Here is an 11,749-nt window from a genome sequence, read left to right as displayed (position 1 = left end):
ACCGGCGCGTTCCGGCTGCTGGCGGACAAGGCGTACTCCCATCCCAGTACGCGGGCGCACCTGCGGGCGAAGAAGATCGCTCACACGATTCCCGAACGCAGCGACCAGATCGCACGCCGCAAGGCCAAGGGCTCGGCCGGTGGGCGACCACCGGCCTGCGATGCCGAGCTCTACAAGGACCGCAACACCGTCGAACGCGGGTTCGGCCGGCTCAAGCAGTGGCGCGCTATCGCCACCCGCTACGACAAATACGCCACCACCTACCTCGGCGGTGTCCTCCTCGGCTGCATGATCATCCATCACCGCGTCCGCAGTTAGCAGACACGCTCTAGGTGCCGTGCCGGCGCTGATCGCTTCCGAGTTCGACAGTCCCGCGGTCCATGCGCTGCTGCGGCGGCTGGACGCGCCGCTGACGGTCGCCGACGACACGGCCATCGTCCGGCACGGCCTGGTCTTCGCCGGCGTGACCGGTCAGCTGATCAGCGTGGACGGGTCGGGCGCGGGCGCCGCCCCGCTGGAGTGGTACCGCGGCGGCGCCATTCCGCCGGCGGCCCCGCGCGCCGACGAGGAGCTCGTCGCGATCACCCACACCTCCGGCACGACCGGCACCCCGAAGCTCATCCGGCACACCGGCACACCGGCGCCAGCCTCGCCGGCCAGTCGCTGGTGCAGGTGCTCGGCGGCCGGCTGCTGCTCGGCCGCCGGGAAGTGCTCGCCACCTGCCTGACCACCGCGCACGCCCGCACCCTGTCGGGGCTGGCGACCATCGCGGCGCTCGGGGTGCCGCACCTGGCGCTGGTCGATCCCGACCCGGCCTCGGCGGCCACGCTGCTGGCCCGGCACCGGCCGACGCTGATCGAGACCTTTCCCAACGTCTTCACCCGCTGGGAGGTGCTGGCCGAGGACCCGACCGGCCCGCTGGCCAACGTCCGGATCTTCCTGTCCACGTTCGACGCGGCGCACCCGCGGACCATCCACACCATGCTGCGCGCCTCGTCGCGCCGGCTCCCGGTCTACGCCCAGGCCTACGCGCAGAGCGAGACCGGCGCGATCGCGTTGAGCTTCCGCCTCTCCCAGCGCCGCCGCGGCGACGCCCGCCACGTCGGCTGGCCCGCGCTCGCGTTCAACCGCATCCGGCTGGTCAATCCCGACACCGGAACGCCGCTGCGGCGGCCCGGGGAAACCGGCGCCATCGAGGTCCGCGGCCCCGGCCTGTTCGCCGGTTACCACGGCGAACCCGAACGGACTCAGTCGGGATGGCACGACGGCTGGTGGCGCACCGGCGACCTGGGCACCCGCGGCATCCACGGCGCCCTGCGGCTGCACGGACGAGTCGTCGACGCGGTCACCGAGATCCCGGACTACCTGGCCCGGGAGGACGTTCTGCTCGACCGGCTCGATGAACTCGACGAACTCCTGATCCTCGACGATCCGCACGGTCACCCCGTCGCCGTCGCCACCACCCGCGGCGACCGCCCGATCGACCCGGCTCGGTGGGCGGCGGCCACCGCCGACCTCCCCGCACTGGCGCCACCCCGACTGCTGCGCTGGGAGCAACTGCCCACGACCGCGACGTGGAAGGTTCGCCGCCCGGCCCTGCGCCAACAGCTGTTCGGGAACGCCAACCCATGATCATCCACCGACGGTGGGCAGCGGGCGGCCCCGGCCAGCCGAGCCCAGCCGTCACCTGGCCGACTCGCTCAACTTCGAACTCGGCGACAACCTCGTCACCTACCTGGGCTGGCTGTACCGCTGGGGCGCCCCGCTCACCGTGATCGGGCAGACCGAGGAGCAGATCCTCACCGCCCGCCGGGAGCTGGTGCGCATCGGCATCGACGAGCTGGCCGGCGCGGCGGTCGGGACCATCGAGGCCCTCGCCGACGGGGCGCCGTTGCGTTCCTACCGGGTCAGCGACTTCGCCGGGCTGGCCGAGGCGATGGCCCGTGGACCGGTGCGCGTGCTCGACGCCCGCCGCAACGACGAGCGGGCCCGCGGCGGTGTCCGCGGCTCACAACACATTCCGCTGCACGAGCTCGCGCAGCGGCTCGACGAGGTCCCGGCGGGGGAGGTCTGGGTGTACTGCGGCTCGGGTTACCGGGCCTCGATCGCCGCCTCCGTCCTGGACCGCCGCGGCCACCAGGTAGTCCTGGTCAACGACTCCTACGACACTCAGTCCATGATCATGCCTGTGGACGTCGGGCAGCTGGTCTGACCCGAGCTACGACCGGCGGACCGGAAGGGCCTGACCCCTCATACGACTGGCGGCTTGTCCTGACAACGCGTTGATCAGTCGGCCCGTCGCCCGGCGTCCACACCTCGAGCCGCGAGCCGGCGCCGTGACCCGATAGGGGCCTTGCCCCGGCACCGTGAGTGTCCTGTCCGACGCCGGCTCGCCCTCGCCCCATGCCCGACTGAGCGAGAGGCACCACCATGCCCACGCACGGCTCCAGCGTCCTTGGGCATCGACACCCACAAGTACACCCACGTCGCGGTCATCCTCGACGGTCTCGGCCGCCACCAGGGCACCCTGCAGATCGCCGCAACCGACGCCAGGACCGCCGAGTGCTCACCTGGAGCCGCCGCAACGGCGCCCCGCTGACCGCCGGAGTCGAGGGCACCGGCAGCTACGGCTACCAGCTGACCCGCGCACTGTAGGCCGCCGGGCTGACGGTCGTCGAGGTCAACCGACCCGACCGCGCCAACCGCCGCCGCAAGGGGCAAGAGCGACCCCGTCGACGCCGGGGCCGCTGCTCGCGCGGTGCTCTCCGGGCAAGCCACCGCCGTCCCCAAGGACCGCGAAGGCGCAGTGGACGCCATCCGTGCGTTGACCATGACCCTGCACCAGCGCGGTCAAGAAACCGGCAACCGTCGACTCGTCCTGCCGTGCTGCTCGGGTCTCGACCGGCACGGTCATCAGGGGGTCAGATAGGACAGGATCGTCGCCATCCCGGTGGCCATGTGGTACGCGTTGTGGCAGTGCGTGAGCCACTGCCCGGGGTTGTCGGCGGTGAAGTCGACGTCGATGCGTTCACCCGGCGCGACCTGGAGGGTGTCCTTGATGGCTCCGGCCGTCACCGCGGTGGCCGGGGCGTCGCTGAAGACCTCACCGACTGAGCGGATCACGAAGCTGTGGCCGTGTACGTGCATCGGGTGGTACATCGGCGTCTGGTTGATCAGCGCCAGGCGCACCCGCTGGCCCTGCTGGATCGGCAGCGGGGTGATCCCCGAGAAGGGGCGCCGGTGGTTGTAGGTCTCGGCGTTGATCCGCCAGGCGAAGCTCATCATGTCCCCGGTCAGGTACACCGTGTGGGTCGCGTCCGGGGTGCGGGTCGGCACGCGGACCTCGGCGGTCGCCCGCAGGTCGGTGTACGCCAGGAGGCGGCCGGCCAGCTCGGCCGGTGCCGCGGTCGGTGAGGGAACGGGTCCGCTAGCCGTGCGGACGAGACCCAACGCCTGCGCGCCCTTGCCCTCGGCGACCGCGACCAGCGGGAACACCCCGTCGCCGAGGGTGACGAGGAGGTCATAGCGCTCACCGGAGGCGATCTGCAGCGTGCCCACGGTGATCGGCTCGACCGGAAATCCGTCGGTGTGGGTGACCGTGAGCTGATGGCCCCCCAGCGCGACCCGGAACACCGTCGCGCCGGCCGCGTTGATCAGCCGGATGCGCGCGCGCTGCCCGGGCTTGGCCTCGAAGGACTGCGGTGCAGTGGGTAACCGCCCGTTGAGCAGGTAAAAGGGGAAGTCGATGCTGTCGGCCAGGCGCGAGGCCGGGGAGTCCGCCGGCATCCCACCCGGCGGGTTCGTCATCCCCTGGGTCGCGTGGTACTGCCAGGACTGCGACTGGTCGGGAATCTCACCCGCCTGGACGGGGACCGAGTAGCGCGCCATCGCATCTCCCTGACGGAGCGTCTCCAGCACCTGATCCGGGGTCGCGCCGGCGCCGTCGATCCAGTCGTCGAGGACGACGACGAACTCGACGTCGTAGCCGCCGGCCTCGCGGGGGTCGTCGATGATCAGCGGAGCGAACAGGCCTCGTTCGCGTTGCAGCCCCATGTGCGGGTGGAACCAGTAGGTGCCCGGATCGGGCGCGGTGAACGAGTACCGCATGGTTTGCCCGGTGCCGACGGGGGACTGGGTGAGCTGCGGCACCCCGTCCATGTCGTTGCGCAACCGCAGCCCGTGCCAGTGCACGGTCGTGGACTCCGGCAGCCGGTTTCGGAGGTCGACCTGGAGCTGATCCCCTGCCGTGCACCGAAGGACCGGGCCGGGGACTTGCCCGTTGTAGGCCCAGGTGGACACGACGCGCCCGCCCAGGTCCACCTCGGCCTGCTCGGCGGTCATCGTCGCGCGGACCGTTCGTCCGGTGCCGCGGTCCAGCCTGAGCTGCTCGGCCCGCCGAACGGCGTCCGACGAGGCCAGGATCCGGGCATCACCTGCTGCCGGGTCTTGGCTCGTCGCCAGCCACGCGCCGCCGGTTGCCGCGGCACCGGCCAAGCCGACGGCGCCCAGCAGCACGCTCCGCCGGGTCATCAGACGGTCTGACATCGTCTACTTCTCCTTGTGACTGCTGAGCGCACGAGAATGAGCCGCTGATCCCGGCTGACACCGTGCGAGTGTCTTTCTCGGAAGGACGCGAGGACACCGCTCACGGCGCCGATTGGGCAGGTGAGCGACGCGCGAGACCGTCGAGCATCTCGTCGAGACGTTCCTCCGACGCCGGCCCGAATTGCCTGTCCACGACAGTGCCAGCGGTGTCCACCGTCAGGGCGACGGGCATTCCGGGCACGCCGAACTCGCGCAGGAGCGCCGTATCGTCGCTGGCGACCTGTGCACAGTTGACGCCTGTATCGGTGAGCAAGGAGACGGCCGCGAACGGCGTCCGGCGCGAACGCAGAGCACCCGGCAACGGCACCCGGTACGGCCGTGTGCTGGCCGTCGCCGTCGGTCCCGCACCCGCTCGCAAGCACATCTCGCGCGAGGACCCCGGTAAGCCGGGGTGGTGGTTGCCGTGGTGATACCGGCGGGCACATATGAGCCCTCCTCAGGTCGGCCGGGGCCTGGCTGACCGGTCAAGCGGGGCCGGTCCTACGAACGAGGGTAGGAGTCGGAATAGGTCGATCCAGCACCCGAGATCTACTAAGCACGATCGTAGTATGCCTACGATGCCACCTTGTAGCGGGGGTGAGGGTGGTGTCGCAGCGGGGCGGGCGTGGCGTCTTCCAGTAGCCGGACCGGTCGTGACGTACAGAGTCGATCCAACATTCCGTGAGGTGGAGCCCATGCCAGCCAAGCGCCCATCGCCGACCAAGCGCTCGTCGGGATCGTCGCGCTCACCACACGGCGCGTCCGGCCGACGCAGACTCCCGGCTGGGCGTGCGGAGCGCGCTCCGCACGCGAACGCCACGAATCCCGCTGCTGCAGGGCGGGAGACTGCCCGGCCGCTGCAGGCCTTCCAGCCACCGCGGGTGCCGTCGCTGGGCAACGCTGCGCCGCCCCGTTCGGTCGTGCAGCCCGCGACGGATGCGTGGGAGCGGACCCGGCCGCCCGTTCCGAAAGTCCGGCCGGAAACAGAGGTCCAGCAGGTCGAGCCTGCACCTGCGGAGGAGCCGACACTGGCCGGTCAGCCGGCGTGGGCCACCCCCGCCCGGGTGAGTCCGCTGCGGATGACCAGCACCGCAACTCGGCGCCGGGCCTGCCTGCCGGGACCTCGCATCGCCCAGTGCTGGCCGCGGACATGCCGGCGGGCGCGGCCCAGGTCATGTCCTGGTCCTGTGACTCGCTCCGCGACCCCGATCCACAAGGGCTGGGGTTGACCTACTGGTTCGATGCGGCGCCGACCGGTGATCCCTATCCCGTGAGTGTGCGGTTCACCGGACGCCGGACGCCGGACATCGGGATCCGGGGAAGGCGGGGAGCCGGAGACGTTCGAGGCCGTACGCACCCTCGAGCGGGTGCTTCCCGGGAGTGGTCGGGTGTCCCTCACCGCGCGCATTCCGGGACTGACGCCGGGCGAATGGTCTGTCGCCGTGACTCCGGTGGTACTGCACGCGCCCGAGGGGGCGGCTCCTCGCCTGCCTCCCGGTCCGCTGCCTAGTGGGACGGCGACGGGGACGACGGCGTTCCAGCCGGTGGCCAACGTGCGCGTACCCGGGGTGCGACTCGGGGCTTGGCCTTCCCTCGGGGGCTTCGGCTTCGTCGGGGCGCTGGTGCTGCAGTGGGTGCTGGCGGTACAGCGCGGACTGCCCCCAGGCCGGCTCTGTTCCTGGTGTCCCTGCTGGCCGGACTGATCGGCTTGGCGGGGGCGAAGGGGTACTACCTGTCACCCACCGCGTGGAGAGCCCGAATCCGCTCACCGCGGGGATGTCGGTCCAGGGCTTCGTGATCGCAGCCGTCGCTTCCCTGGCCATCGGAGGATGGTGGGCGGGGATCCCGATCGGGCAGCTGTTCGACGTCACCGCACCGGGACTGCTGTTCGGCATGACCGTCGGCCGGCTGGGCTGCTTCTTCGGCGGGTGCTGCGTCGGGCGGCCCACGGCCTCGCGCTGGGGCGTGTGGTCCTCCGATCGCAGGGTAGGCGTGCGGCGCATTCCGGTACAGCTGCTGGAGTCAGGGATGGCCGGCGTGGTGGCCACGGCAACGCTGGTGTCCGTCGCTGTCGTGACTCCTGCGGTGGACGGACTGCTGTTCGCAGCGGGTCTTGCGGCCTACACCCTGGGACGCCAGGTGCTGTTTCCGCTCCGCAGCATCCCCCGCGCGACCACCCACGGGCGGCGCGTCACCATGGTCGTCACCGCGATCCTCGTGGTCGGTTCGATCACCGCGCTCGTTGTGACCTGATCCGCTAGTCGTTCACAGCTGGAGTCGGCCGGTGGTCGGCGATGGAGATGGAGTTCTCATGGATCTGCTCGCCCGTAGGTTGTCCTCGCCGTGGCTGTGGCGGCATTCGTTGCTGCGGTAGCCCATATTCCCGTCATCCCTGAACATCTGGAGGAGGCGCCCTACGTCGGGTGGCTGTTCGTCGTGTTCACGGGTACCACCTTGCTGCTCGCGGTGGCTGTCGAGGTGCGGAATCTTCCGTTGATCTACGTCCTGGCCGGCGGTGTGGGTGCCGCAGCGGTCGCCGCCTACGCCCTGTTCCGGCTCGTCCCGATGCCGCAGATGGCCGATGAGGTGGGCATGTGGTACGACCCGTACGGCATCGCCGCTGTCGCGGGGGAGGTTCTGCTTGTGGCTACTTCCGTGCTGGCGGTGCGACGGGGCAGCTCCGCCCGGCTCCGCTGACCGCGCGACCATTCAGCGGGGGTACTGAGAGGGTGCCCGTTGTTGCGGCGGCCGGCCGGTATCATGTGTGGTCGTGCTGTCGCCCGCGGCGTTCAGCCGTCCTGCTGACCACGGAGGTGGGCGTTGCGACCGTTCGGCGAACTTGAGGCTGCCGTGATGCAGTGCCTATGGCATCGCGGTGAGCCGGCAACCGTGCGGGAGGTACTCCAGGACCTGACCAGCTCCCGCAGTTTGGCGTACACGACGGTCATGACCGTGATGGACAATCTCCATCGCAAGGGTCAGCTGCAGCGCCAGATGGAGGGGCGCGCCTGGCGCTACACGCCCGTTCGCAGCCGGGCCGAGCACTCGGCAGCCCTCCTGCAGGAGGTCCTCGGTGATGCCCGTGACCGGGACGAGGTTCTGATGCACTTCGTCGCCGACCTCGACTCCGCCACGATGCTGCAGCTGAGGAGTGCGGTAGACGCCGCCCGACGTGCCGACGTGCAGCCGTGACGACCGCGGCGCTGCTGATCTTCGCGGCCCTGGTGGCCGCTCTCGCGCCCAGGATGACCGGCGCCGCGTGGACGAATCGGGCACCCGTGCTGGGCGTCGTCGCCTGGCAGGCCGCCTCGGCCGGTGTCGTCCTCGCAGTCGCGCTTGCGGGCCTGACGCTACTGGTGCCGACGACGGCGTTCAGCGGGAGCCTGGCCGACATCCTCAACGCATGTGCGATGACGATCGCCAGTGCTTACAACTCGCCCGGGAGGCTTCCCGAGACAGTCCTGGGCTCGCTCCTGGCCGGCGTCGTGCCATTGCGTCTGTGTTCGGTGGCTGCGACAACGTGGGCCCGCGATCGAGTGTCCCGGCGGAAGGTGCAGGCGTCGCTCCTGCTGGGCGCGCGGCCGGAGCCCTCCCTCGGCGCCATGCTGGTGGAGTCGGACCGGGCGGCTGCGTTCTGCCTCGCCGGCCGCCAGCGAACCGTCGTCCTGACGACAGGGGCCCTGGCCGCGCTGTCCGCAGAGGAACTGGCTGGTGTACTGGCACATGAGCAGGCCCATCTGCGTGCCCACCATCATCTTGCCGTGAGCGCCTCGCGGATCCTCAGCCGCGCCTTCCCGTTCCTGCCGATGTTCATCGGCGCCAGGCTGGAAACCGATCGGCTCGTGGAACTCCTCGCCGACGACGCCGCCGCGCAACGGGTCAACCGAGTGGAAATCGCCTCGGCTCTGCTCACCCTGGCAGGCATGAAGGCGCCCAGCGGCGCACTGGCGGCCGCGCAGTCGGCAGCTGCCGAGCGGATCACTCGACTGCTGAAGCCGGCGCAGTCAGTTCGCCCGATCCACCGGATTCTCGGCGCCGCCCTGGCGTTCTCGGTCGTCGGCGCACCGCTGGCCCTGGCAGCGGCCCCGCTCCTTTCGGCCATCTCCAGCGGGCTGTGCAGTCTGCCGCCCACCGGTGGTGGCTGGTCCTGACCGGGTCGCCACGTTCCGCTGACGGCTGAGGGGCCGGGCCCCGGTCAGTTGTCTTGTAGCTCCTGCATCCGCTGACGGAAGTCCTCGCTGTCGAGCTCTCCGCGGGCATACCGCATCCGAAGTTGGTCTTCGGCCGACCTGTCGTCGCGCCAGCCGACGGCGCCGCGCGGTGCGCTCTCCGGACCGCGGACCGTACGGACCACCAGCACGACCGCGACCGCGATCAACGCGATGACCAACACTGCCCAGATCAGCATGCCAGCGCCCATTCCGTACATCCCCATGTCTTCGGCCCTCCGCTTGTCGGTACGTTTCCCCTGGTACCCTCCTAAATCAGATAGTAGGCCGTCGCATTCCGTGCCGGCCGTGCAGCGAACAGTGGTGCGCCGCCGAGGCCGACGTCGATCACCGGCGCTGGTCGGCGCGCCTGGCGGTGCGATCTGACGCGGGCCCGCGGCGCTCAGTGGCTGACTGACCGCCGAGGACTGTGGTTGGCGGCGGCGCTTCTATGGGAGGACAGAGATTGGCGAACGACCGCAAATCGGGCAACAACCGCGGGGGCCGTCGTGGCGCCCTCGGGAAGCCTGGTGCCGCCAAGCCCGACGCCACAACGGCTCGTGCCAACGGTCCCGGACGCAGGGGAAGCTCGGGCGGGCGCACTCGGCCGCCGGCGAATGTGGTGGCGCAGCAGAGGCCGTGGGGGTTGATTGCCGCAGCCGTGGTCGTCGCCGTGTTCGCCGCTGCGGTCATCGGTTATGCGGTCACGCAGGCGAACCGAGCTGAGGCCAACCGAATCACCTCGGCCGATCAAATCCAAGGCGTCCAGACGTTCGACTACGCAGTCGGCCAGCAGCACGTGACCACGCCGGTCGACTACGAACAGTCGCCGCCGGTGGGCGGACCGCACGACCCCAACTGGGCCGATTGCACCGGCACCGTCTACGACGTCGACATCGGCCACGAGAACGCTGTGCACGCACTCGAGCACGGTGGGGTCTGGATCGCCTACGACCCCGCCGCCTTGTCACCCGACGAGGTCGGCGTCCTCAGCGATCTGGTCGATGGACATGCTGGCTTGCTGTTGTCGCCGTATGCCGGACTGGACTCACCGATCAGCCTGCAGTCGTGGAACCACCAGTTGACCGTCGACTCGGTCAGGGATCCTCGGATCGAGCAGTACATCGACTTCTTCACCTTCAATCCCGACACGACGCCCGAACCCGGCGCCAGCTGTGAAAACCCCGCGTTCGTTGCCGACCCGCCGACGGCGGAAGTCCCCAGCCCGTCGAGCGCCGGCAGCAATGCCTCGGCCACCACATCACCGTCGACGGCGGGGGCTTCTACCAGCGGCAGTGCGACGCCGTGAGCAGGTCCGTGGCAAGCACGCCTCAGGCAGCGACAGGAACGATCGCGAGCGAGACCCCCGAATCGTGGGGTGGAAGGGCACAATCGAAGTGGCGGTGGCTGAACCTCGGTCCGGTCGCCGTGATCACCGTCGGACTGCTCGCAGCCGGTGGTGGACTGGCGGTCGCGCTGGGTCTCGGGCGTGAGCAAACGCCCTCGGCTGACTCCGTGGACGTCGGATTCGCCCGCGACATGTCGCGCCATCACCTGCAGGCGGCGGAGATCGCCAATCTGGCTCATCGCGGTTCCTGGTGAACAGTCCCGCTGAGAAGGTGTTCACGCTGCCGTCCGGGCGGCGCTGGCCAGCAGAATACGAGCCCGGTAGTTGGCAGGGTTCCGGTAGCCGCGGCCGGTGCGCTTGATCTGCTTTATTCCGGTGTTCGCGGCCTCGGTGCGGGCGTTGGTGACGCCGGTGACGATCAAGACCTCGATGGCGTCCCACCAGGCGGTGATCGTGGCCCAGAGCCGGTCCGTCTCAGGCATTCCAGCGGCCAGGACGTAGGTGCCCAGCAGCATCTTATTCTCGTGCGCGTCGGCGAGAGAGCCGCTGGTCAGCAGCTGGCGGAGTTGTTCCTTGACGCCCCAGGCGGCGCCGATCTCGTCGGTGGGGTCATCGGCGCGCAGGGTGGCCTTGAGCCGGGCCAGCGCCGCCGGGGACAGCGCCGCCGGGGACAGGGTGCTGCCGGCGCGCAGCAGCAGCCGGCGGTTGGTCCAGGCCGGGTCCACGCTACGGCCGCGGCGGCCCTTGCGATCCCGGACGACCCGCTGGCGCACGTGCGTGAGCATGTCGTTGGCCAGCTTCACCAGGTGGAACGGGTCGACGCTGACGGCGGCATGTGGCAGGTGCTCGCGCAGCGCCTTGCGGAAGGCCGCCGACGGGTCGATCGCGACCACCTCCACGGCATCGCGCCAGGCCTGGCTGCGGGCCTTGAGCCATGTGCCGACGCCGGCGGAGTCCCGGCCGTCGACCACGCCGAGCACCCGGCCGGTGTCGGCGTCGACCAGGATGGTCATCCACGGCTCGTAGCGCCGCCAGCTGCCGTCGGGCTCGCGGAAGTACCGCACCGAGCGGTAGCGGTGCTCGTCGATCCCAAGCCGCCGGACCGGGATCAGGTCGGGGTCGGTGAGCAGGTCGGCGGCGGCGCTGAGCATGGACTGCACCAGCCACCACGACACTCGATGCGCGCGGGCGACCTCGCTGGCCGCCCGGCCGGAGACCACCACCGCTGCGATCAGCTCCTGACACAGTCGGGCCGTCGAGCGGGCGAACGCCGGCACCTGGTCGGTGACCTCGCTGAACGTCGTGCGCGGGCAGCGGCCCTGGTCGCAGAACCAGCGGCGCTTGACCCACACCAGTTCCGTCGGCCCGGCCACCGGCAGGTCACGCAGCCGCTGCCGGCGACGTGAGTGCACCCGCGCGGCGAGCACACCGCACTGCGGGCAGCCCGGCAGCGCGGTGGACTCCACGTCGATCCGGCGAACGCCGTCGTCCTCGTCGACGGCGTCCAGGACGCGGTAGTCGGGCAGGTTGAAGATCGCGCTCGCAGCATCACGCTGCGAGCCCGTAGGCTCGGACACGGCTCGTGGACCTCACTGGTGCGGATGTCTAG

At 70.4% G+C, this 11,749-nt stretch carries 14 protein-coding genes; 10 read left to right on the top strand and 4 right to left on the bottom strand.

What is annotated here, in order from left to right; translation table 11 throughout:
- The 4 genes from BLW04_RS23215 to BLW04_RS23200 form a co-directional block, all read left to right on the top strand.
- Positions 1–318: transposase (locus BLW04_RS23215; RefSeq protein WP_139306924.1), on the top strand; the 318-nt coding region annotated here is incomplete at its 5' end.
- A gap of 19 nt (positions 319–337) precedes the next feature.
- Positions 338–727, top strand: coding sequence for a hypothetical protein (locus tag BLW04_RS26245; RefSeq protein ID WP_175484240.1), 390 nt, complete (start codon positions 338–340; stop codon positions 725–727).
- Positions 667–1,632 (top strand): AMP-binding protein, encoded by a 966-nt coding sequence (locus tag BLW04_RS23205; protein WP_175484239.1) that lies wholly within the window; start codon positions 667–669, stop codon positions 1,630–1,632. Before BLW04_RS26245 ends, BLW04_RS23205 begins: the two co-directional genes overlap by 61 nt.
- A gap of 13 nt (positions 1,633–1,645) precedes the next feature.
- On the top strand, positions 1,646–2,212 hold the full coding sequence (locus tag BLW04_RS23200) for a rhodanese-like domain-containing protein (RefSeq protein WP_254781908.1): 567 nt from the start codon (positions 1,646–1,648) through the stop codon (positions 2,210–2,212).
- 701 nt (positions 2,213–2,913) lie between these two features.
- Here BLW04_RS23200 and BLW04_RS23195 read toward each other — a convergent pair.
- Together BLW04_RS23195 and BLW04_RS23190 are read right to left on the bottom strand one after the other, a co-directional pair.
- The gene (locus BLW04_RS23195; RefSeq protein WP_091547845.1) at positions 2,914–4,545 is read right to left on the bottom strand and encodes a multicopper oxidase family protein; all 1,632 of its coding nucleotides are present in this window, start codon (positions 4,543–4,545) and stop codon (positions 2,914–2,916) included.
- A 100-nt stretch (positions 4,546–4,645) separates the two neighbouring features.
- Positions 4,646–4,912: a TlpA family protein disulfide reductase gene (locus BLW04_RS23190; protein ID WP_091547844.1), complete on the bottom strand. Its 267-nt coding sequence runs from the start codon at positions 4,910–4,912 to the stop codon at positions 4,646–4,648.
- 1,418 nt (positions 4,913–6,330) lie between these two features.
- On the opposite strand from BLW04_RS23190, the gene BLW04_RS23185 reads away from it, so the two are divergent.
- The 4 genes from BLW04_RS23185 (at position 6,331) to BLW04_RS23170 (ending at position 8,735) form a co-directional block, all read left to right on the top strand.
- Positions 6,331–6,837, top strand: coding sequence for a prolipoprotein diacylglyceryl transferase family protein (locus BLW04_RS23185; protein ID WP_139306990.1), 507 nt, complete (start codon positions 6,331–6,333; stop codon positions 6,835–6,837).
- 90 nt (positions 6,838–6,927) lie between these two features.
- Positions 6,928–7,281 (top strand): hypothetical protein, encoded by a 354-nt coding sequence (locus BLW04_RS23180; RefSeq protein ID WP_091547842.1) that lies wholly within the window; start codon positions 6,928–6,930, stop codon positions 7,279–7,281.
- A 123-nt stretch (positions 7,282–7,404) separates the two neighbouring features.
- Complete coding sequence (locus tag BLW04_RS23175; protein ID WP_091547841.1) at positions 7,405–7,776, top strand: BlaI/MecI/CopY family transcriptional regulator; 372 nt, start codon at positions 7,405–7,407, stop codon at positions 7,774–7,776.
- A complete protein-coding gene (locus BLW04_RS23170) occupies positions 7,773–8,735 on the top strand; it encodes a M56 family metallopeptidase (RefSeq protein WP_091547840.1) in 963 nt (320 codons plus the stop codon). Before BLW04_RS23175 ends, BLW04_RS23170 begins: the two co-directional genes overlap by 4 nt.
- A gap of 44 nt (positions 8,736–8,779) precedes the next feature.
- On the opposite strand, the gene BLW04_RS23165 is transcribed toward BLW04_RS23170, so the two are convergent.
- Positions 8,780–8,992, bottom strand: coding sequence for an SHOCT domain-containing protein (locus BLW04_RS23165; RefSeq protein ID WP_139306989.1), 213 nt, complete (start codon positions 8,990–8,992; stop codon positions 8,780–8,782).
- A gap of 461 nt (positions 8,993–9,453) precedes the next feature.
- Here BLW04_RS23165 and BLW04_RS23160 point away from each other — a divergent pair, with 461 nt between their 5' ends.
- Together BLW04_RS23160 and BLW04_RS23155 are read left to right on the top strand one after the other, a co-directional pair.
- Positions 9,454–10,101: a DUF3105 domain-containing protein gene (locus tag BLW04_RS23160; RefSeq protein ID WP_254781906.1), complete on the top strand. Its 648-nt coding sequence runs from the start codon at positions 9,454–9,456 to the stop codon at positions 10,099–10,101.
- 119 nt (positions 10,102–10,220) lie between these two features.
- Positions 10,221–10,394, top strand: coding sequence for a DUF305 domain-containing protein (locus BLW04_RS23155; RefSeq protein ID WP_254781905.1), 174 nt, complete (start codon positions 10,221–10,223; stop codon positions 10,392–10,394).
- A 21-nt stretch (positions 10,395–10,415) separates the two neighbouring features.
- Here BLW04_RS23155 and BLW04_RS23150 read toward each other — a convergent pair whose 3' ends face one another.
- Positions 10,416–11,717 carry an ISL3 family transposase gene (locus tag BLW04_RS23150; protein ID WP_091547837.1) on the bottom strand — a complete coding sequence of 434 codons (1,302 nt, stop codon included), beginning with the start codon at positions 11,715–11,717 and terminating at the stop codon, positions 10,416–10,418.
- Positions 11,718–11,749 lie beyond the last annotated feature (32 nt).

Source organism: Modestobacter sp. DSM 44400, from assembly GCF_900107175.1.
Lineage (GTDB): Bacteria > Actinomycetota > Actinomycetes > Mycobacteriales > Geodermatophilaceae > Modestobacter.
The sequence above is the reverse complement of the archived record's forward strand: the minus strand, read 5'-3'. Positions and strand labels throughout refer to the sequence as shown.